Genomic DNA, 20,103 nt, shown 5'->3' with positions numbered 1-20,103 from the left:
ATTTTGGAGGCTGCGTATGAAAATAGCGATAATGGGCGCTGGCTTATCAGGGTTAACATGTGCCTTGACCTTGGAAAAGTATGGCTATCAAGCTGAAATTTATGAAAAACGCGGCATGGTAGGAGACCGTTTTATCGTGGCAGAAGCGATGCTTTCCATGTTTTATCACCCTTATGATGATGCTGTGAAATATATTTCTGAAGCTCATGGGATACACCTGAAGCCGACTAATAGTGTCAATAAGGTGTTCATTCATTCCGAACATGAATCAGCTCATATTGAGGGCCAGCTGGGGTTCATCAATATGAGGGGAAAACACTCGGAATCATTTGAAAAACAACTTGCCAATCAGCTGAAAAGCAAGATTCATTTTCAGCAGAATGTCACACATGAAGATTTATCCAAAGCGTATACGCACGTGGTACTTGCCACAGGCGATCCGATGGATACAGAACAATTACAGCCTTACGAAGAGGCCTTTAAAGCTAGTTTTAAAGGAGCGATTGTCGAGGGAGATTTCAATCGGACAGACGTACATACCTTCTTCAATAATAAACTTGCACCTAAAGGTATGGCATATTTACTCCCTCATTCTGAACGTGAAGCGTCATTCGTGCTGGTTTATCCGCAATATCCTGAGAATGAAGGCGTGGATAAAGAACAACTTTGGAACGCATGTCTGGCTGAATACTGCAAGCGTTTGAATCAAGATTTAAGAGTGCGTGAAACATTTTCCATCAAGGATTATCGAGCAGGCAAGACGGAAAACGCTAGAATTGGCAATACATTTTTTGTAGGTAATTGTTGGGGAGCCATTTCCCCTTTATTCGGGTTTGGTCAATTCGAATCAATGTTGACCGGCATTTATGCAGCCCATGATATCGCTGGAGTAGGAGATTACAACGAACTTGTCCAAGATTTATATCAAAGCTACCACGATTCTCTGACGTTGAGGCGCGCGATAGAGACATTAGACAACAAGCAGCTAGACCTGTTAACGAAGTCCGTAAAGGTTAAATGGGTTGAGGGGTTGATTACAAATAAACATATGAACGTACTTAAACTATTGAGCCGTGTTATTCATCCCTTTGTTCGGTCGACTGAAAAGTAAGGTCTTGAACTGCGGTTTTGCTGAAGCTTCTCATTTATTTGAGGGGCTTTTTTTAGTGTGAAGGTAAAAGATTGATTATAAATTTATAGTAAAAAACAGAACAAAATATGAGGTAAATGGAACTTTTACAGTTAAGTAGCGTAAATGTGTATGAATAGGGCTTTCATAGGGGGCGGCAAATGAGTAAAGTATTTTTGCATCTTGAAGGGTTGACCGTATTTCTGGGCACTTTGTACTTTTATTCTCAGTTCGGCAGCAGTTGGTGGTTATTTTTAGCATTCTTACTGGTGCCAGATTTGTCTATGGTTGGGTATGCGATTAACAAAAAGATGGGGGGCATCATATACAACGCGGGGCATACATATGTTTTTCCTTTAGTGCTAATCATATCAAGTGTTCTGAGTAATCAAGCTTTCCTATTAAGTCTAAGTCTTATTTGGCTTGCCCACATAGGGATGGATCGAACGATTGGGTATGGCTTAAAATACCCGAGCGATTTTAAAGAGACGCATCTACAAAAAGTCTAGATGATAAGAGCATTATCAAAGATGTAGTTGCCGAGATTAAGTGAAAAAGCTGCCCCAGCTCTCGGTAGACAGGGGCAGCTTTTTCTAATTATTATTCTCAACTTTATCTTCAGCTTGAAGCTCTTCCAGGATGTCTTCTTTGACGTCTTGGTAAAGTTCTTCTTTTATGTCGTCATAAACTTCGTGTTTAATATCTTCGCGGACTTCTGCTTTGACCGCTTCATAGTTTATGCTCTGTGGCGTGGTTTGATTGTGTTTCCAATCTGACTTGAACATGAGCATATTCGATATGATCATCAGGATCATAATGATAGCAAAAGGCAGAGCGGCGATAATGGAAGCGGTTTGGAGTGCGCTTAGTCCGCCTCCACCGCTGAAGAGTAGGACGCTTGCTGAGCCCGCAATCAGAAAACCCCACACCATTTTGACACGTAATGAGGGGGCAAGGCTCCCTTTAGACGTCATCGCTCCCAATACGTACGAAGCGGAATCGGCTGACGTAATGAAAAAGATTAAAATGAGCATGACGGCTAGTACGCTTGTCACCATACTGAAGGGCAGTTGTTCCAATGTGGCGAACAGGGCGAGCTCGACATTACCGGTGACCAGCTCTCCAATACCGCTCGCGCCATTGGTAGCGAGGCTTAAGGCCGTGCCGCCGAACGTTGTAAACCAGATGATCGCAAGCAGGGAGGGCACAATCAAGACGCCTGCCATGAATTCTCGAATGGTTCGACCGCGCGAGATGCGGGCGATGAACAAGCCCATAAACGGTGCCCATGAAATATGCCATGCCCAGAAGAAGATCGTGTTCGTACCGAGCCATTCATTTTCTGTAAAAGGTGTTAAGGTTAAACTCATGGGAATGACGTTGGACACGTATCCTCCGAGCGTGGTGACGAAATTTTCTGCGATGAAGATGGTCGGGCCGACAGCAATGACAAATGTAAGGAAGAGTCCGGCAATGACCAAATTGATATTACTGAGAATCTTGATGCCTTTGTTGACACCGGTTGCAGCCGACACCATGAACAAGACCGTCACGATACAGATGATAACCAGTTGTGTGATGGCGTTGTTAGGTATCGGCGAAATGTAAGACAGGCCTCCGGTTATTTGCATAGCGCTAAGTCCAAAAGTGGTGGCGACACCGGTTGATGTGGCCAATACGGCAAGGATATCAATTGTTTGGCCAGGCCATTGATCCACCCGTTTTCCTAAAATCGGATAGAAAGCGGAACTGATCAAAGCAGGGCGGTCTTTCCTGAATTGTACGTATGCCAAGGTCAGTCCGACAATTGAAAAAATCGCCCACGGATGAAGCGCCCAGTGATAAGAGCCATAGCGAAGACCGGCAATGGCTGCACCGGATGTTTCAGGCGAGTAGCCGGGCGGCGGTTCCAAATAATAAAGCACGGGCTCCGCCACTCCCCAAAATACAAAGCCGACCCCGATGCCTGCAGCAAACAACATGCCGATCCACGTCGGCCAGGAATATTCGGGCCTGTCCCCAACTTTGCCTAATCGTAATTTTCCAAATGGACTGATTGCCAGACCGAAAACAAACAGAATAAAAATCGCTGTGATCAGCATATAAAACCAGCCAAAATTTTCAATCATCCAGCCAAGAGCTTGCTCAGCTGTCGAGTTCAGAGAGGCGGGGTTAAGTGCACCCCATAGAACAAATATTGCAACAAGAAGAGCAGCAATTAAAAATACGGATCCGGGTTTTTTGGTTTCGTACGTATAATTTTGTTGGGTCATAAAATTGTGTCAGTGACTTGGACACCTGGCTCCCTTCCCCAGCAGTAATGTATGTAGCTGTTATCAAGGCCGTTATGCATACGTCCTCAATAAACTTGTTGTAATTTAACACTTCACATCATGTTTGTAAAATGCCGATCGAATCTATTTTTACACATTATTAGACCCGCTAAATATCTCATGTTAGTGACAAAATATATGAAATGTCAGCAAACACGTTTGAATTTATTAGGTAAATCCGTAATATTCTTTATACCAGTCTACAAACTTTCCAATTCCGTGCTGAAGTGGTGTATTTGGTTGATAGCCGACTTTCTTCATTAAATCTTGAACATCAGCGTAGGTAATTTGAACATCACCGTCTTGAAAAGGCAGGAAGTCTTTCTTAGCTTTGATACCAAGTTTGTTCTCTAAGGCTGTAACGAAATCCATGAGTTTAATGGGTTTATTGCTGCCGATGTTATAAATGTGGTAGGGAGCAGAGCTCGTGCCGGGGTCTGCTGAATGAGCATCCCACTGAGGTGTTGGAGCAGGGGGGAGGTCAATCAGACGAATCATTCCTTCGACAATATCATCAATATATGTGAAATCACGCTTCATGTCGCCATTATTATAGAGTTTGATCGGTTTTCCGTCGAGAATGGCTTTGGTAAAACGAAACAAGGCCATGTCCGGACGGCCCCATGGTCCATAGACCGTAAAGAAACGAAGCCCGGTAGTGGGCAGCCCGTAAAGGTGGCTGTATGTGTGGGCCATAAGTTCATTCGCCTTCTTCGTGGCGGCGTATAGGCTGACGGGGTGATCGACATTATCATGAACGGAAAACGGCATTTTGGTATTCATGCCATAAACAGAACTCGACGAGGCATAAATCAAATGTTCGACCTGATGGTGTCGACATGCTTCAAGAATATTCATGAACCCGACGATATTCGAAGTGATATAGGCATGCGGATTCTCCAGACTATACCGAACCCCCGCCTGGGCAGCCAAATGAATGACGGTCGTCGGTTGGTAAGTTTTAAATATGTGCTGCACCTCATCGCGATTGGCCAAATCGATCTGCTCGAAGCTGTAGTGTTCATGCGTTAATAATGTTAACCGGTCCTTCTTTAATTGAACACTATAATAATCGTTCATGTTGTCTATGCCTATAATAGAATGTCCCAGCTCTAGTAATCGCTTGGCTGCATGAGCTCCGATAAAACCTGCTGAGCCCGTAACTAATATCATCTCGTCACCCCGTATTCCCTCTATTTAACTGTACTGTATGATGCATTTTGTCAAATGTTCACACGGGTCGTGGTTATTTTTTTGCCTAATTTTCGTTTATGTAAGTCATGACACCATACCCAGTATGGGGGATGGAATAGACTACATATATCAACGGAGGTGAAAAAATGACTGATCAAATAATAGAACCGTGGGTGGTCGATGAGAATGCTCAGGATTCATTTCAAGTTCCGGCGTACATCGAGGAAATAGCCCATCAGGTGGCAGAGTACTACCACTTTCGTGTTCAAAACATGACGGTTATGGCAACGAAAGAAGAGAAAGGCGGGGCCATATGGAAAATTGATACCGATCATGGCCCTTTTAGTCTGAAGCTGTTGCACCGCCGACCCACTCACAGCAAGTTTAGTCTAGGGGCACAAAATTATTTAGTGAATGAGAAAAATGCTAAAGTCCCGGCCATCGTAAAAACAAAAGACGGGAACGACTATGTTGAAATGGGAGGAAAGCTTTGGTTTGTGGCCAACTGGATCGAGACATTGCAGCAGCTACCGGAGGATTTGGAAGGCACGAAAAAGCTGTGCTACACGTTAGGGGAATTCCACAAGCTCACTAAAGGCTACGTTCCTCCAGCTGAAGCAGAGAAAATATCACGCCTCCATCGCTGGCCCCGGACGTATGAGCGAGTGGAAAAGAAACTCGGGTGGTTTCAGGATATTGCAACGGCTTACAGCGAGATGCCGGCAAGCTCAACTATTTTAAATGTGATTGATATGTTCCAGGAGCAGGCGAGCCAAGCACGCGAGCGGCTGATGGCTTCTCCTTACGAGGATTTTGTGGCGAGGGGAACGGAAGATGCAAGTCTTGTTCACCAGGACTACGGCTGGTCCAATGCTCAACTGGCTGACGATGGCATGTGGGTGATTGACCTGGATGGTGTATCCTACGACATCGCGATTCGTGACTTGAGAAAGCTGATCATCGACCGGATGCATGCTATGGGGCACTGGGATATAAATTGGGCGAGAGACATGATCCAGGCTTATGATGACGCCAATCCCATTTCAGACGAAGAATTCGAGATGTTACTGATCGATTTATCACTCCCCAATTTATTTTATAAAAACGTCAAGGAAATTGTCTATGACCCCGCCCTGTTTTTAACTGACACATTAGCTCAAGAATTGCAAGAGATCATAGATCTTGAGCAGACTAAGTGGCCCGTGTTGGAACAATTAGCTAACGATAGGAAAGGAGGGCAACCAACTGAATGAATATTTTAATCATATGTACGGAAAAACTGCCGGTACCTCCTATTCGAGGTGGAGCCATTCAAACGTATATTGACGGGATTCTTCCTGAATTAAAACAAAAGCACACGATTACAGTGCTCGGGCGAAGTGACGAAGCTCTTGCAGACGATGAAATGCTGGATGGTGTTCGTTTTGTCAGAGTCGAAGGCGGGCTGTTGGAAACGTATCGCGCCCATGTCGTACGTTATTTGCAATCGTCTAATGAGCATTATGATTTGATTCACATTTTCAATCGGCCACGCATGGTCAACGCCGTCCGTGAATTGGCACCAGATTCAAAAATTATTCTCAGCATGCATAATGATATGTTCAAACCTGAAAAAATCGATCGTGAAGAAGGAGCTTCGGCTGTCAGAAAAGTTGATAAAATCATCACCATCAGCAAGTATATAGCCAAGACGATTGAGGATTTGTTTCCTGAAGCTGCTCCTAAACTCCAGCCCATCTATTCGGGAGTGGATCTGAATCGGTTTTTGCCGTCGTACTCACAAGAAGCCAAACAATTAAGAGCCAAAATACGCCAGGAGCACAACCTCACTTCGAAAAAAGTGATTTTGTATGCCGGCAGGTTGTCGCCGAACAAAGGAATCGACGTACTAATTCGTGCGATACCTGAATTAGCCCGACAGCATGAGGACGTAGCGCTTGTGGTTATGGGAAGTAAATGGTTCAGTGATAACTCTGTAACCGATTATATTGGATACGTTCGCGCGCTTGCCGAACGGCTGCCCATCCCAGTCATCCAAACAGGATTTGTATCTCCTGATAAGATTCATGAATGGTTTGTAGCTTCAGACATTTTTGTATGTACGTCCCAGTGGCAAGAGCCGCTTGCCCGTGTCCATTACGAAGCGATGGCGGCCGCTTTACCTATTGTCACGACAGACAGGGGTGGCAATAAAGAAGTCATCGAACCCTATAAAAATGGAATTCTGGTTGAAAACCCGGAGGATACAAGTGAGTTCGTCAAACACCTGTCCTACCTCATATCCAACCCTAATAAAGGAGAGGAGATGGGACGATACGGGCGAACGTTAGCAGAAAAATATTATGCCTGGGATCGAGTCGTCCGCGATGTTTCGGCAGTATGGGATGAAGTGGAACATATGGATTCTCGAGATTATGAGCTTCCAGTGACTCAGGAAGGAGAACTCCAAAAGCCTAAAGAGGATTCAGTGGAAGAGACGAGCGAGACGACACCACCTCAAGTCAGTGTTGAAGCTGAAGAAGATGTGTCAATTCAGTCTGGAGACAGTGAGAAAGAGAATGAGAAAGACGTGTCATCGGCAATCAAGGAAACAGAGGAGGCAGAATCAGAAGAGGACAATTCCAGTCCAGCCAATGAACCGACCAACCCTGTACCATTTCGATCGAAACCCACATTCATTAAACGCAACAAGGCTCACGTTCATAAACACAAAGAAGAAATGGCTCAACAAGAAGAGGAAGCAGCTCAAAAGGAAGAGGACACTGATCAACAAGACGTGACGCCTCGATTTTACTTTGAGCCTCGAAGTAAGCGAGATGAGTTTCGCCGTGTTCAGGCTTTAAAGCGGAAAATGGCCAATAACAACGTACTGGAAAGGCATAAAAGGAATTCTGGAGACAGGGTTCGTCTAAGCGAGCGAAAATGTAACGATTAATAACTCTTTACACTCCTATCAGGCTGGCGAGAACAAGTCTCGGCAGCCTGAGCTCATGTTGACCACGCAAGCGCTTTTCGTTCAATCTCTAGTACCAACGCCTCTTTTCCAGTGATATAGGCTTCCATGTCATAAGGATGACGTTGAGCTAATGCCGCTTTTAAATCCCCGTACCGTCTAGCTTCTTTTAGATGAATGCGTAAGTAATCGCGAAAGGCCAAGTGGCGGTGCACGTCAGGGTGGCCGGTTTCGTACATATGGAGGTGATGGCTGCGCTGATCACCGCCTTTCTTGAAAAAGCGCCGGCCGCTTAGACCATTTTCCCCCATCGGTTCGTAACCGAGTTCCCTCATCGCCTCGTTATAATCATCAATAGCGTCGATGCATTGCACCTCGGGCATAAGATCGATCACCGGCTTAGCCTTCAGGCCATCTACTGCCGTACTCCCGATGTGATGGATAGCAATGATTTCATCTCCGACCACCTCTCTAAGGCGCTGCGCTTCTTCATTAAACATTATTTTCCAATTAGAGTCGTGTGATCGCACGTCTACTTTTCTCATCTCTCATCTCTCCCTATAAAAATGGAATATGTACGCTGTTGGGACGTAATATCATCGTTTCTTGTCGCGTTATCATCGCCCGCCGGCGCGTTATCGTCGGACCGCTCCAACTTATCGTCGGTTGCAGCGCGAATATCGTCGCTTCCGCCATTATCATCGCCCGCCGTCGCGTTATCATCGGACCACTCTCATTTATCGTCGCGTCCAGCGCGAATATCATCGCTTCCCGCCGCTTTATCGTCGGTTCGCCTTTATTCAGTCTACCATGGAGTATTTATTGCGACCATTTGTAAAGGAATGTAAAGATTTTGCGCATGAGGTTAAGGGATTACGTGGAGGGGGAAGGTTAGAAGTATGAGCAGATTTTCTAAAGGGTGGATGGAATCTTTATGAGTGAAACTTACGTAAGGCAATTGGACAAGATCGGGCGTGTCGTTATTCCTAAGGAAATTCGGGATGAACTGGAATTGTCTAATCAACCATTAGACGTGCAGATGACAGGAGACGGGCTTAAGCTTTCCAAAACAGAAAGCGGGGAAGAACCCAAGACGTTGGACCAATATGGTCGTCTTGTCATTCCAATTGAATTGAGACAAGAGCTCGATTGGGAACAAGGGAAGCATATTGAAATGCGTACGGAAAAAGATGAGGTCCAATTAAACGGTCAGTTCGAAGTCTGTGAAATTTGTGAAAATAATCAATCGCTCATTAAAGTAAAAACGAAATTCGTTTGCCGGGATTGTCTGTCAGAAGGAAATCAAAACATCGTGCACAGGTGGGGTGATCTCTTAGACGGCCTCATGAGTGAATACCTCCACTACTGTAAGCAGGCGCTAAGGTTTGAGGATGAAGAAGATACTCATCAGGCCCGGGTTAAAGACCGCCGTCTCAAAGCATTATTGCAATTTATCGGTGTGTCCGAGAAGCATGACATCATAAAGTCGCTTGAAGAGGCGCATAAGCGATTAGGTGCAGTTAGAGAGCGAGATGTCTTGATTGCAGGATTCAAAGCGTTTGAAGAATATGTGGACGAGGAAAGAATGGCCGAGGTGTACCGGGAAGTGTATCAACGCGTAGAGCAAAAGCGGAAAAAACATCAAGAGAAACTTGAAGAAAAGCTTCCGGCTATCATCGATCAAAACTTCCAGGAAAGGTGGCGCTATTTTATTGATGAAGAACTGCATGCTTACATTCTGTCGTTATCGGTAGCCTCGCGTCTGGACGAATATGAACAGGACATCGCCAACCGAATGGAGGATTACAAAGCGGTTGTGGCCGAACATGGTCCGGCATCTCAGGAAGCACTCGAGTCCATGCACGCCTTAAGGATTGCTTCCAAACATATTCGCTACATTTATAAGTACCTGGACACCATGTATGAACAAGATTACCAAACATCTGCTAAGTATTATGAACAGCTTCAGGATCAATTCGGACCGGTGAATGATGTGAAGGACTGGCTGAAAGCTTTTGATAAGCAGCGCGATAAACTGGATATCAAAAAGAAACACGCTAAAGAAGTCAAAGCGCAATTGGAAGATGAATTAGAAAGCCGCGTGAATGAAGTGAAAGTCGATTAACTAAAATATGAGAGTCGCTCCTCATCAGTTTTCAGAGGAGCGGCTTGTTTGCTTTTGGGCATTGAACAGGAAAAGAAAGCGCGTTTAGAGAACGTAATAATATTGGAGGGGTGGACTTATGGGGTTTAATATTCAGGAGGATGTGCAGCTTGCCGAGGCAGCTGATAATAAGCTGCTCGAGCGTCGTCTTTATCAAACGAAGCGGACTTTAGAAGAGCTGGAGAAACACGAACGATCGTATTTTGATCAGGAGAAAAATGAGCAAGCTGTCGACCAGTATTATGAGGCATTGCATTTTGAGGAGATAGACGAGGTTAGCACCCTACTGCAGACAACGCATACTCAAAAACTCCGCTATGATCCGAGTGAGTACGTGTATCCGTGGGTGGATTTACGGCCGGATGGCAAGCTTACTAGTATTTATTCGGGTCAAACACGTCAACCGGAGGAGGTCGTGAAAGCAGACCACGCCACTTCAATGAAGCGCAAAGAAGCCTTGGCTCAAGTTGAAGATGCCCAGGATTCTGAGGAAGCGGCTTTGCAAATTATGGCTGCTTATAAATATAACTGTGAACATGCTGTGCCCCAGTCCTGGTTTGATGGCGCAGAACCAATGCGCGGGGACCTTCATCATTTATTTACGTGTGAGCCGTTGTGTAATTCGATTAGAAGTAATTATCCTTTTCATGATTTTGCTGATTATCCCGCTGAGAATGCGACAGTGAAACGTATCGAAGACCAGTGCGGCAAAGCGGATGAACATTTGTTTGAACCAGAGTTCGGTAAAGGTACAGTGGCTCGAGCGACGTTGTATTTTCTTTTACGTTATCCCGATAAAATAGAGCATGCTCATAAGGAAAAAATAAAGCTAGCTTTATTGTTGGAATGGCATCGAGATTTCCCTCCAACGGTTTATGAACAGCACCGTAACCAGGCAATCTATGAGATCCAGGGGAACCGGAACCCCTTCATTGATTTTCCTGAAAAAATGGCTGACTTATATGAGACATGTGTCACAAGGGGCTAGTGTGTTACATTGAAAGGTAACGAAACGAGAGAAAGGTTGAGGTATAGATGGATGACATTCGCTGGGGAATTATTGGTTGTGGCGATGTAACGGAAGTGAAAAGCGGCCCGGCCTTTAATAAAATTGAGAACAGTTCGTTGGTGGCTGTTATGAGAAGAAATGGTGAGCTGGCGAAAGATTACGCTGCGCGTCATGGGGTGCCGAAGTGGTACGATCAAGCAGAAGATTTGATTCATGATTCTGATGTTAATGTTATTTATATTGCCACCCCGCCTTCTTCCCACAAAACGTACACCATAGAAGCAGCGAAGGCGGGAAAGCCTGTTTATGTGGAAAAACCAATGGCGATGAATGAGGACGAATGCCGTGAGATGATAGACGTTTGCAACGAAGCGGGTGTGCCCTTATACGTGGCATTTTACCGCAGAGCGTTGCCGAGGTTTCTTAAAGTGAAGGAATTAATTGAACAGGGTGCTATAGGAGATGTGCGCTTTGTTTCGATCCAGCAAACGCAGCAGCTGATGGAAAAAGACGAGAATGGCGAATGGCCATGGCGTGTCCGGCCGGATGTAAGCGGCGGCGGGATTTTTTACGACGTGGCATCACACACGTTGGATTTAATGGATTACCTCCTTGGTCCCGTTCAAGAGGTTAAAGGGTTTGCCGCAAACCAGCAGCAAGCTTATCCTGCAGAAGATATTGTCAGCGGTAGTTTTCGGTTCGAAAACGGTATCATCGGAAGTGGAATGTGGAGTTTTGCCGCTTATAAAAACGAGGAAAAGAACCGGATTGTTGGGTCCGAAGGTGAAATTACGTTTTCCTGTTTTGAAGAAAAACCGGTGACACTGAAGACTGCAGAGGGATCCCGGCAGTTTATTATTGAGCATCCCAAACATATTCAGGAGTGCTTGATTCAATCCGTCGTAGAAGAGCTGCTTGGGAAAGGTGAAGCTCCCAGCACAGGGGAATCCGCCCTTCGCACCAATCGGGTCATGGATGAACTATTGCAAGCCTATTATCAACATTCGTAGAAAACATAGACAAGAGAAAGCCTGGTTCCGTTTATGATAAGGAATCAGGCTTTCCTGCGTTTTAGCAGCATTTGAGAGATTCTTCGGCTCGGTGAATCGACTCTACCGGAACAAAAATTTGATAGTTACATTCGAACCCATGGCCGTTACCAGTACCTGCACCCGCGCTGATCGTCTTAGTTCTAGGCTTCAATCCGACGTTTTTCAAAGCACCCATAATCCGGTAGTAATCAGACAAATCACGCGTTGCATAGACCATTTCCCACTTCATGACATGACGATTGAATAATCCAGCACGTTTAATAATACGGAACCCACCTGTCCTCTAAAATTAGAACATGTAAAAGAACAGTCTTTTACATTAAAAGTATATGCGTGGGCTTGAGCGTTTATGCTAAATAAATAAAAAAATGTGCGTAAATAAATATAAAAGAAAATAGAATGAAAGTTTACGAGGGGGGGCGGCTGTGTTGCTGCTTCCTCAACATGCAAATTGAGAGAAGCGATGATAAATGTAAGAGAACCGACGATAAAACAGCGAGGACCGATGATATTGAGTGGAGTGACGATAAGTGAGGAGGGAGCGATGATAAATGGCTCAGCAGCGACGATAAAGCAGCGGAAATCGGCGATAAAGCGGCAATGCTGAAACATTTGCTCCATCTCACACGTATAATTCTTAGAGGGGGATGAGCGATGTTTAAATATGTTTGTTTCGGTGGGATATTCACATTAGTTGCTCTTATTAATGGGCTCTATACATCGGAGTGGGAGTTCCCGTTCAAACTAGCAGGTGTGGCAGCATTAATACCAATATTAGGTGTAGCAGTGTTTACAGGGGCGTTCTCTAGAGGTGAGCGAGTAAATGTTGATTCAGATGTTAAAAGCGATCGTATTCGAAAGGATAACTGGACGAAGAAACTGTTACTCATGAGTGCACCTAATGCTGTTTTTATAATTGTGATGCTTATTGTCAGTATTATGATTTGATAGTATGAGGGCGTAACTCGTTTACAAAAGGAGGAGTGGAGAATGTCTGTTTTCGGATGGGTAGCCGTCGTTATTTTGTTAGTAGTAGTAACAGGTGCAGCTTATGCCCTGTTTGCTAAAACACCATCAAGCAAAGGAAGTAAACATGCGCTTGCTAACACACCGTTATTAGCTGGTGTCGTGTTCGTGTTATTTCTGCCAGAGAACCTTCTGGCTGACGAGGAAAGTGTGGGTACGTTTCTAAAAACAGTGGTTCCGTTTTTCTGTGTGCTCGTATCACTCCCTTTATTTCTGAAAGTGATACGTGAGACAAAAAAGAGCACTAGTTCCGGTCGGTAAAGGGGCAAAGAGATGTACAGAATAGCTGTCATTACAGATATACACGGAAATCGTCATGCTTTGAATGCAGTCCTTGAAGATATAAAAGGCAGGGGAGTCGATCACATTTATTGCCTTGGAGATATGATCGGGATCGGCCCTTTTTCTAATGAAGTGCTCGACGCTTTAATGGAATTAGACCACGTTTCCATGATAACCGGGAACCATGATGAAGCCGTTCTTGCCCTGTTGAAAAACGAACCCTACCCTGAGAGCAGGGTTAATGTGATCCCTCATCATGAATGGATCGCCAATAGACTGGAGCAGCATTGTAAAGCTCAATTAGACATACTCCCTCGAGTAATAAACCATACAATCTACGGGCATAAACTGCACTTCACCCATTATCCTATGGATCAAGCTGCGTACCATGCTCCGATAAGTATGGATCCGTTTGATTTGCAAGGCCCTCCTTCACGAGAAAACTTTTCCTCCTTAAGCAGGCTGAGTGAATGTTCGTTAGTTTGTTTTGGCCATGACCATGGGCGTCATCATTTAACATGTAATAATCAAACATTCTTTAACCCTGGTTCCCTCGGCTGCTTCAATAAGCCTTATGCTCGGTATGGCATCATAGATGTTATGCCAACTGAGATCACCATTCATCAGCAAGCTGTGGCCTATAAATTTGATGAATTTGTCAGTGAACTGAAGCAGAGCTCCATGCCACGAAAAGAGATTATCCTTAATATCTACATATAATTTTCCTGAAGAAGGAAATTCACGATTATGCTAGAAGTACATAATTACACAATAAAAATTTATGAGAGGTGTCGAGTTGTTTATTCAAGTGGCTATATGTGTCGCGCTATTTATAGGGATTTGGTTATTATCCAGCATGTTTAATACATATAGAGAACGCTTTCTCGTTGGTCTAGGTGTTCTAGCATTACTATTCACGATTGGGACTAATTTAAATAATCTGTTTGAACGCAGTTTTTTAACCATGCTGTTGCTTTGCGGTACGGCTGTATTTTGTGTCTATAAAAAACAGATGCTTTAGCTGAAAAGGAGAGGAAACGATGTACGAACTGAAAACGAAAGAAAATGATGGGGACGTTATGGCATTCATCGAAGATGTTGACAGTATGAGGAAGCGGGAAGATGCGTATGAATTATTGGATATTTTCTCTGAAACCACGGGCTTCCAAGCGAAAATGTGGGGACCAAGTATTATCGGGTTCGGCTCTTACCATTATAAATACAACTCTGGTCATGAAGGCGACGCACCGCTGGTTGGTTTTTCCCCACGGAAAGCCAAAATCAGTTTATATTTTGCTCCAGGTGACCCGCAGCGTGAGGAGTTGTTGAAGGAGCTAGGTAAACATAAAACGGGTAAGGCGTGTGTGTACATCAATAAAATAGCTGATATTGATACGGATGTATTACGAGCATTGATCAAGCAATCCGTTGCATATTTGCAAGAAACGTATCCTCAATAAAAAAAGTTCTAACCTATGTAAGAAGGTTAGAACTTTTTGTCATGATTTACTCAGATACTACAAATTCAAATTCACCTTGGAATTTCACGTCTTTACCTAAGAGGACGCCGCCCGTTTCAAGCGCAGCGTTATAAGTCATGCCGTAAGCTTCACGGTTGATGGTGCCTGAAACATCGAACCCGGCAACCATGCTATTGTCTAGAGGACTTTTAGCGGTACCGTTGTACTCGACTGTAAACGTTTCTTCGTTGGTCACGCCTTTGACAGTGAAATCACCTGTTACTTCAAATTCGTCGTCTGACTTCTTCTTAATGGATTTACTTTCGAATACCATATTAGGATACTTTTCGGCTTCAAAGAAATCGCCGGAGCGAAGGTGATTATCGCGATCTTCATTTCCAGTGTTAATCGAGGTCACAGGGATTGTTACAGTTACGCTCGCTTCGGAAAGGTTATTAAGGTCGCCTTTGAAATCCACATCGAAATCCTTGAATTCGCCTTTCGCTTTGGAAACCATCATATGCTTAATTTGAAAATCCAAACTGCTGTGTACTTTGTCTAAAGTAAGTGTAGACATTGAAACGCCTCCTGAATATAAGTGATTTTAACCTTACTAAACCTTACGATAACGTTATTTTATCTCGAAGTCAAGATATATTGCCTGCAGATTTTCCATTATGTTCACCTTCTTGGTGACCCAACGAACACATATAAGACTACTTCCCCCTAGGAAATCTATCCAAACAAAGCATTAAATGAGGGGTTTGATCAAGAAGACACGATAGACTTGAGAAGAAAATGCATGATCATGTCATACGAGGGAGGCTTATGATGTCGGTATTCTCCGTTAATGTTCTGCAATTCAGAGATCGTCCCTTTAACATAGGGGTGAAGACAGGGGAAGCAATTCAACACCACTCAATTATCAAAACGTTTGAAGCGTTGACCAAAGATAAAATAGATGTGGTACGTATGAGGTCTATCTACGCCACATATGCTCCCCACTTACTTGAAGAGTTAGATGGGTTAGCTCAAGGGTTAGACATTTCGTTTTCAAAGGCGGCAGCTATGTTCAGCGGTTATGATGTGCCCAAAACGGAAGCCATGGGGTGCTCGGCCGTCGCTACACCGGATTATTACGTTAGAAATTACGATTTTGCACCTGAACTATATGATGGCGTTTTTAGTTTGGTACAATCAGAACACAGTTATGCATCGGCGGGGTATTCGCTTCAAATCGTGGGAAGACATGAAGGTGTCAACGAGAAAGGCGTCGTGATAGGGCTGCATTTTGTAAGTAACTACGGGTACACGACAGGTCTGGCTCCCTGGATGGCCGTAAGGATGGTTCTGGATACGTGCTCTTCCGTCGATGAAGCAACGGTGATGCTTAAAGAGATGCCTCACGCTGCCTGTTACAATTTTTCTGTTGGAGATAACCTTGGTAATAGTGCGGTCGTAGAAGCGACTCCTGATAAAGTCGTTGTACGGCCCGGGCAGTCATCATTAGCTTGTGCGAATCATTTTCAGGACGCCTTGCTTAAAAGTAACAATCGAACGTCTATCGAAGGCTCGACCAAGCGTCATAACTACTTAGATAACCTGGAAGATAAAAAACGCTCGCATGAGGAAATGTTCCATCACTTTAGCAGCGTCACTTCACCCGTGTTTTTTACAGACTATAAGGACTTATTCGGTACCCTTCATACCTTCTCATATGCCTATTCAGATGCAAGAATTCTAACGACCATTGCTCAAAGCAGCCACGTATTAGATATTAATTTTCAACAATGGGTCAAAGGGGAAGACCTCAATGTTCATTGCCTAAAAGGGTTTATTGAGGACAACTAACATTAAGGAGTGATAAAGTGAAAGTCAAACGAATTGTGAGTAATATTGAAACCCAGCACATGTCAAAAGCCGCATCCTTTTATCAGGTCGTATTGGGGCTTGAAAAACTTATGGATCACGGATGGATCGCAACATATGGTTTGAAGGACAAAGCAAACAGCCAAGTGAGTTTTGCTTCACAGGGAGGGTCTGATACGCCAGTTCCTGATCTATCAATCGAAGTGGATGATCTCGATGAAGCCCTGCGCGGCATGAAAGAAGCAGGATATCCGATCGAGTATGGACCTGTTGAAGAGCCGTGGGGAGTGCGGCGATTCTACGTTAGAGATCCATTCGGGCAACTGATTAATATACTTACTCATCAGTAATGGAGTGCGTGGTTTTACCCACGAGTTACACACCGACAGGATGAAATCTTTCAATTAACTACCCTGGTATTTTGTAACCTTGGTTAATTCTGGCGGTAAATATTGAATGGTTTTGATTGCTTGTAAAAAATGTAAGGAGGTTATTCGTAGATGTAAACACACCCTTTTTCATCGGATAAAAAAACGATAAAAAGGGGTAGATAACATTGAAATCTTCATCCTTTCGGTTCTTGTGGATGGGCCAGGCTTGCTCCAATTTAGGTGATGTGTTTTATATCGTAGGCCTGATCTCAATTATGTACATTGTTTCACAGTCAGCCTTTTATTTAGCGCTGCTGCCATTTATCAATACGTTCGGTCGGTTCTTAAGCGGGTACTTATCTCCGCTTCTCTTTAACACGTATCCATTAAAAACACTTTTAGCAGGTTCACAGATTAGTAAGACAGCTGTCTTAATTATTTTAGCGATATGGATAACGTTACAGTCATCCTTTTCTATGATGGCCATACTTACTTTGATCTTTGTTGTTGCTTTTTTAGATGGTTGGGCAGCCCCTGCCAGTAGGGCGATGCTTCCGAGGTTACTGAGCAAGAAGGAAATTGTAAAAGCGAATAGCTTTTTTTCCGTAGTCAATCAACTGATTCAGCTGGGAGCATGGGCATTAGGGGGCCTCCTGGTTGCCTGGATCGGAGGCCAGGCCGTGATTTGGCTGACGTTCGGTTTGTTCGTCATATCTTCTTTGATGGTGGCACTTATTCAAGATTCGACCCCATTTTCTCCTCGTGAAGTGAAGGATAGGGCGAATGTATTGAAAGAAGGTTGGCAAACCATATGGTATACACCGCTATTCAAAAAAATCCACGTCGTCATTTTTATTGAATCCATCGCGAATGTGGTTTGGATCGCGGCCATCATTTATGTCTTTGTTTCTGAAGTGTTGGAGAAAATTGAAGCGTGGTGGGGTTATGTCAATACCACATTTTTCATCGGCCTCTTAGTTGGTGGTTTGTTAAGCATCCGGTATTCGGAAGTAATCGAATACCATCTGAAAAAGCTGCTCATCTATTCATCTTGCGGCGTAAGTATCATCACGCTTTTATTTGGTTTCAACTCCATAGCATGGGTCGCTTTAACACTATCTGTACTATATGGTGTTGTGGAGCAGGTAAAATCCATCACCATAGAAACCTACCTGCAGCAGGAAGCTACTTCCGAGGAACTGCCGAAAATTTATGGAGCTCAAGGGGCATTAACTTCGCTAACGTTCGGACTCGCGTCTTTAATACTCGGTGCTCTAGCGGATGTTTTCGGTGTTCAGTATGTTTTTTTGATAGCTGGCTTATTATTAGCAACTGCTGCTGTTTATCTCGTGCTATCCAGGGGAAGTTTTCCACCTAAATATACGGAAGATCCTGATATTTAATTTGGATGTCGGGCTGGGCAGGCTTTTGTTCTCGAGACGAAGGACCACCAGCACCTTTTATTTGTGTTCGGCTGCTATTTGGGCGATTCTGGTCTCTATTTGGGCGATTAGCTCGTGCTTGGGCGGTTTCACCTCCCACATGGGCGATTGTGGTAGCAACATGGGCAGTTCTGCTCTGTATTTGGGCGATTAGCTCATGCTTGGGCGGCTTCACCTCTCACATGGGCGATTGCGCTTAGTGCAAGAAGGTTTTTCTGTCTTCCTTTATACGTTACACTTTCAAAGGAGATAGGGAGGCGTCGTTTATGAAATGGAAAGGGATTATGCTTGTTTTGTTGGGAGCTGCTAGTTTTGGGTTTACGCCGATATTCGTTAAGACAGGGTTTGAATTCGGTTACTCATTAGGGCAATTGAACATTACTCAAATGGTGGTGGCTGTTATCCTTTTAGGGGGGATGAGCCTCGTTAAAGGGCTGAAGTTCAATGGCATCACAAAGAAGGACTTCATAACTATTATTGTGACCGGGTTATTCGTTGGGCTGACGAGTATTTTTTATTATGGTGCGATGGAATTTTTGCCTGCTTCACTGGCCATTATACTTCTTTTCCAATTCGTTTGGATCGGTATGGTCTATGAATGGATTTTCAGCAAAATGAAGCCGACGAGGGTCAATTTCATTTCGTTAGTTATTACGTTGACGGGCGTGTTTTTTGCTTCAGATGTGCTCAGTGGCGATGTGCTTGATTTTGCGCCGATAGGGATACTTTTAGGACTGCTGGCGGGCGTTACATATGCGGGCTTTATTTTTTTTAGTGGTCAGGCGGCGACAACTTCGCACCCGATCCTTCGTAGTTTTATCATGATTGTGGGGGCTACTATTCTCGTACTGATTATTTTTTATCAGGACATTCCGACACTCTATCTTGATGACGGCCGTTTATGGGCGTTGGGGGCCGGCATTGCCCTGGTTGGGGCTGTAATTCCGCCTTTGTTCTTTGCGGGAGGGGCGCCGCTTATTTCAGGCAGGTTGGCTAATGTTTTAAGTTCGATCGAGTTGCCGGTAGCCATTGTGTCCGCTATGTTGATTCTCTCTGAATCTGTTACTGTATTACAGTGGTTTGGTATATTATTGATCATTATGGCCATTGTCGTCAATGAACTTGGGGATCAGTTCATGTACAATAAACGGTCTTTGGGACCTGCTAATCAATGATTGAGAGGATAGAAAAGGTTGTGTTTGATTTCGTTCAAAATAACTTGGTTTAGTCCTATTTCATTAAATTATGCTCAATTCATTGATTAGCAGCACGAAGTTAGATATAGTGGATACAGTCCATATCAATCCCTGTTACGGACAAAGAAATCCCGGCCCTCCACAGCCGGGATTTTTTTACGTGCAGCCAAGAGGAACTGCACGTTTTTTCTATTTAACAACGATAACGGGAGCCTGGACATATTTCACCAACTTGTGGCTCACACTTCCTAAAATCAAAGTTTGAAACTTATTGCGACCACGGCTTCCGACAACGACACAATCATAGTCATGCTCATTGGCATATTCAATGATGGTTTCAGCTGGGTTTCCGTGCAGGAGGATGATATCAGCATCAATTTCTTGAGCTTCAATCGACTGAATGGTTGGTAAGAATTTTTCTTTGCGTTTGATCGTTGCTGTTTGAGCGTCACCGTATTTCAGGACATCTGATTTTGATGTTTCTCCGTCGACAGCATAAACAAGATCAATGGTGACCTGGTCTTTATAGGGTGTCACCATTTTAATTGTTTCGTCAATTGCCCGCTGCGAATGCTCTGATCCATCCGTTGCTAGTAGTATGCGTTTAAACATAAGAGAACTCC

22 protein-coding genes are annotated in these 20,103 nt (G+C 44.1%); 16 read left to right on the top strand and 6 right to left on the bottom strand.

The genetic code is table 11. The features are described 5' to 3' along the window. Positions 1 to 16: 16 nt before the first annotated feature. The gene (locus tag HOP45_RS05900; protein ID WP_181347993.1) at positions 17 to 1,111 is read left to right on the top strand and encodes an FAD-dependent oxidoreductase; all 1,095 of its coding nucleotides are present in this window, start codon (positions 17 to 19) and stop codon (positions 1,109 to 1,111) included. A 179-nt stretch (positions 1,112 to 1,290) separates the two neighbouring features. After that, entirely contained in the window at positions 1,291 to 1,638 is a 348-nt protein-coding gene (locus tag HOP45_RS05895) for a DUF4260 domain-containing protein (RefSeq protein WP_181347992.1), read from the top strand. A gap of 84 nt (positions 1,639 to 1,722) precedes the next feature. On the opposite strand, the gene HOP45_RS05890 is transcribed toward HOP45_RS05895, so the two are convergent. After that, complete coding sequence (locus tag HOP45_RS05890; RefSeq protein ID WP_181347991.1) at positions 1,723 to 3,402, bottom strand: BCCT family transporter; 1,680 nt, start codon at positions 3,400 to 3,402, stop codon at positions 1,723 to 1,725. Positions 3,403 to 3,630: 228 nt separating this feature from the next. Further along, entirely contained in the window at positions 3,631 to 4,635 is a 1,005-nt protein-coding gene (locus HOP45_RS05885; protein ID WP_219914496.1) for an NAD-dependent epimerase, read from the bottom strand. A gap of 167 nt (positions 4,636 to 4,802) precedes the next feature. Here HOP45_RS05885 and HOP45_RS05880 point away from each other — a divergent pair, with 167 nt between their 5' ends. Both HOP45_RS05880 and HOP45_RS05875 read left to right on the top strand, forming a co-directional pair. Then, on the top strand, positions 4,803 to 5,909 hold the full coding sequence (locus HOP45_RS05880) for a CotS family spore coat protein (RefSeq protein WP_181347990.1): 1,107 nt from the start codon (positions 4,803 to 4,805) through the stop codon (positions 5,907 to 5,909). Beyond that, positions 5,906 to 7,591: a glycosyltransferase family 4 protein gene (locus tag HOP45_RS05875; RefSeq protein ID WP_181347989.1), complete on the top strand. Its 1,686-nt coding sequence runs from the start codon at positions 5,906 to 5,908 to the stop codon at positions 7,589 to 7,591. Before HOP45_RS05880 ends, HOP45_RS05875 begins: the two co-directional genes overlap by 4 nt. A gap of 53 nt (positions 7,592 to 7,644) precedes the next feature. Here HOP45_RS05875 and HOP45_RS05870 read toward each other — a convergent pair whose 3' ends face one another. Together HOP45_RS05870 and HOP45_RS05865 are read right to left on the bottom strand one after the other, a co-directional pair. Further along, the gene (locus HOP45_RS05870; RefSeq protein ID WP_181347988.1) at positions 7,645 to 8,154 is read right to left on the bottom strand and encodes a GrpB family protein; all 510 of its coding nucleotides are present in this window, start codon (positions 8,152 to 8,154) and stop codon (positions 7,645 to 7,647) included. Between the two features lie 13 nt (positions 8,155 to 8,167). Further along, positions 8,168 to 8,374: a hypothetical protein gene (locus HOP45_RS05865; RefSeq protein ID WP_181347987.1), complete on the bottom strand. Its 207-nt coding sequence runs from the start codon at positions 8,372 to 8,374 to the stop codon at positions 8,168 to 8,170. A 169-nt stretch (positions 8,375 to 8,543) separates the two neighbouring features. On the opposite strand from HOP45_RS05865, the gene HOP45_RS05860 reads away from it, so the two are divergent. From HOP45_RS05860 to HOP45_RS05825, 8 genes are all read left to right on the top strand, one after another. Further along, positions 8,544 to 9,734 (top strand): CHAD domain-containing protein, encoded by a 1,191-nt coding sequence (locus HOP45_RS05860; protein WP_181347986.1) that lies wholly within the window; start codon positions 8,544 to 8,546, stop codon positions 9,732 to 9,734. Between the two features lie 118 nt (positions 9,735 to 9,852). Then, positions 9,853 to 10,761 (top strand): endonuclease I family protein, encoded by a 909-nt coding sequence (locus HOP45_RS05855; RefSeq protein WP_181347985.1) that lies wholly within the window; start codon positions 9,853 to 9,855, stop codon positions 10,759 to 10,761. 47 nt (positions 10,762 to 10,808) lie between these two features. Beyond that, the gene (locus tag HOP45_RS05850) at positions 10,809 to 11,792 is read left to right on the top strand and encodes a Gfo/Idh/MocA family protein (RefSeq protein WP_181347984.1); all 984 of its coding nucleotides are present in this window, start codon (positions 10,809 to 10,811) and stop codon (positions 11,790 to 11,792) included. A 505-nt stretch (positions 11,793 to 12,297) separates the two neighbouring features. After that, on the top strand, positions 12,298 to 12,441 hold the full coding sequence (locus HOP45_RS05845) for a hypothetical protein (protein ID WP_181347983.1): 144 nt from the start codon (positions 12,298 to 12,300) through the stop codon (positions 12,439 to 12,441). 47 nt (positions 12,442 to 12,488) lie between these two features. Next, a complete protein-coding gene (locus HOP45_RS05840; protein WP_181347982.1) occupies positions 12,489 to 12,782 on the top strand; it encodes a DUF5316 family protein in 294 nt (97 codons plus the stop codon). 42 nt (positions 12,783 to 12,824) lie between these two features. After that, positions 12,825 to 13,121 carry a hypothetical protein gene (locus HOP45_RS05835; protein WP_181347981.1) on the top strand — a complete coding sequence of 99 codons (297 nt, stop codon included), beginning with the start codon at positions 12,825 to 12,827 and terminating at the stop codon, positions 13,119 to 13,121. Between the two features lie 12 nt (positions 13,122 to 13,133). Further along, complete coding sequence (locus tag HOP45_RS05830) at positions 13,134 to 13,862, top strand: metallophosphoesterase family protein (protein ID WP_181347980.1); 729 nt, start codon at positions 13,134 to 13,136, stop codon at positions 13,860 to 13,862. Between the two features lie 320 nt (positions 13,863 to 14,182). Further along, positions 14,183 to 14,602, top strand: coding sequence for a DUF1801 domain-containing protein (locus tag HOP45_RS05825; RefSeq protein ID WP_181347979.1), 420 nt, complete (start codon positions 14,183 to 14,185; stop codon positions 14,600 to 14,602). 46 nt (positions 14,603 to 14,648) lie between these two features. On the opposite strand, the gene HOP45_RS05820 is transcribed toward HOP45_RS05825, so the two are convergent. Further along, positions 14,649 to 15,179 (bottom strand): YceI family protein, encoded by a 531-nt coding sequence (locus HOP45_RS05820; RefSeq protein ID WP_181347978.1) that lies wholly within the window; start codon positions 15,177 to 15,179, stop codon positions 14,649 to 14,651. A 254-nt stretch (positions 15,180 to 15,433) separates the two neighbouring features. Here HOP45_RS05820 and HOP45_RS05815 point away from each other — a divergent pair, with 254 nt between their 5' ends. The 4 genes from HOP45_RS05815 to HOP45_RS05800 all read left to right on the top strand — a co-directional run bounded on the left by HOP45_RS05815 (position 15,434) and on the right by HOP45_RS05800 (position 19,459). Then, complete coding sequence (locus tag HOP45_RS05815; protein ID WP_181347977.1) at positions 15,434 to 16,453, top strand: C45 family autoproteolytic acyltransferase/hydrolase; 1,020 nt, start codon at positions 15,434 to 15,436, stop codon at positions 16,451 to 16,453. A 17-nt stretch (positions 16,454 to 16,470) separates the two neighbouring features. Then, positions 16,471 to 16,821 carry a VOC family protein gene (locus HOP45_RS05810; protein ID WP_181347976.1) on the top strand — a complete coding sequence of 117 codons (351 nt, stop codon included), beginning with the start codon at positions 16,471 to 16,473 and terminating at the stop codon, positions 16,819 to 16,821. 206 nt (positions 16,822 to 17,027) lie between these two features. Further along, entirely contained in the window at positions 17,028 to 18,245 is a 1,218-nt protein-coding gene (locus HOP45_RS05805; protein ID WP_181347975.1) for an MFS transporter, read from the top strand. Between the two features lie 305 nt (positions 18,246 to 18,550). Then, a complete protein-coding gene (locus HOP45_RS05800) occupies positions 18,551 to 19,459 on the top strand; it encodes an EamA family transporter (protein ID WP_181347974.1) in 909 nt (302 codons plus the stop codon). Between the two features lie 210 nt (positions 19,460 to 19,669). Here HOP45_RS05800 and HOP45_RS05795 read toward each other — a convergent pair whose 3' ends face one another. Continuing rightward, entirely contained in the window at positions 19,670 to 20,092 is a 423-nt protein-coding gene (locus tag HOP45_RS05795) for a universal stress protein (protein ID WP_181347973.1), read from the bottom strand. Between the last annotated feature and the right edge of the window lie 11 nt (positions 20,093 to 20,103).

The sequence above is a fragment of the Thalassobacillus sp. CUG 92003 genome (assembly GCF_013618635.1).
Classification (GTDB): domain Bacteria; phylum Bacillota; class Bacilli; order Bacillales; family Halobacillaceae; genus CUG-92003.
Note: the sequence above shows the minus strand (reverse complement) of the source record. Positions and strands in the feature narration are given on the sequence as shown.

Coding starts and splice junctions, on each gene's coding strand:
- HOP45_RS05895 (WP_181347992.1), top strand. CDS start 1,291: ATGAGTAAAGTATTTTTGCATCTTGAAGGGTTGACCGTATTTCTGGGC.
- HOP45_RS05830 (WP_181347980.1), top strand. CDS start 13,134: ATGTACAGAATAGCTGTCATTACAGATATACACGGAAATCGTCATGCT.
- HOP45_RS05885 (WP_219914496.1), bottom strand. CDS start 4,635: ATGATATTAGTTACGGGCTCAGCAGGTTTTATCGGAGCTCATGCAGCC.
- HOP45_RS05845 (WP_181347983.1), top strand. CDS start 12,298: ATGATAAATGTAAGAGAACCGACGATAAAACAGCGAGGACCGATGATA.
- HOP45_RS05870 (WP_181347988.1), bottom strand. CDS start 8,154: ATGAGAAAAGTAGACGTGCGATCACACGACTCTAATTGGAAAATAATG.
- HOP45_RS05855 (WP_181347985.1), top strand. CDS start 9,853: ATGGGGTTTAATATTCAGGAGGATGTGCAGCTTGCCGAGGCAGCTGAT.
- HOP45_RS05890 (WP_181347991.1), bottom strand. CDS start 3,402: ATGACCCAACAAAATTATACGTACGAAACCAAAAAACCCGGATCCGTA.
- HOP45_RS05825 (WP_181347979.1), top strand. CDS start 14,183: ATGTACGAACTGAAAACGAAAGAAAATGATGGGGACGTTATGGCATTC.
- HOP45_RS05880 (WP_181347990.1), top strand. CDS start 4,803: ATGACTGATCAAATAATAGAACCGTGGGTGGTCGATGAGAATGCTCAG.
- HOP45_RS05860 (WP_181347986.1), top strand. CDS start 8,544: ATGAGTGAAACTTACGTAAGGCAATTGGACAAGATCGGGCGTGTCGTT.
- HOP45_RS05865 (WP_181347987.1), bottom strand. CDS start 8,374: ATGATATTCGCGCTGGACGCGACGATAAATGAGAGTGGTCCGATGATA.
- HOP45_RS05800 (WP_181347974.1), top strand. CDS start 18,551: ATGAAATGGAAAGGGATTATGCTTGTTTTGTTGGGAGCTGCTAGTTTT.
- HOP45_RS05795 (WP_181347973.1), bottom strand. CDS start 20,092: ATGTTTAAACGCATACTACTAGCAACGGATGGATCAGAGCATTCGCAG.
- HOP45_RS05850 (WP_181347984.1), top strand. CDS start 10,809: ATGGATGACATTCGCTGGGGAATTATTGGTTGTGGCGATGTAACGGAA.
- HOP45_RS05840 (WP_181347982.1), top strand. CDS start 12,489: ATGTTTAAATATGTTTGTTTCGGTGGGATATTCACATTAGTTGCTCTT.
- HOP45_RS05815 (WP_181347977.1), top strand. CDS start 15,434: ATGTCGGTATTCTCCGTTAATGTTCTGCAATTCAGAGATCGTCCCTTT.
- HOP45_RS05835 (WP_181347981.1), top strand. CDS start 12,825: ATGTCTGTTTTCGGATGGGTAGCCGTCGTTATTTTGTTAGTAGTAGTA.
- HOP45_RS05900 (WP_181347993.1), top strand. CDS start 17: ATGAAAATAGCGATAATGGGCGCTGGCTTATCAGGGTTAACATGTGCC.
- HOP45_RS05875 (WP_181347989.1), top strand. CDS start 5,906: ATGAATATTTTAATCATATGTACGGAAAAACTGCCGGTACCTCCTATT.
- HOP45_RS05820 (WP_181347978.1), bottom strand. CDS start 15,179: ATGTCTACACTTACTTTAGACAAAGTACACAGCAGTTTGGATTTTCAA.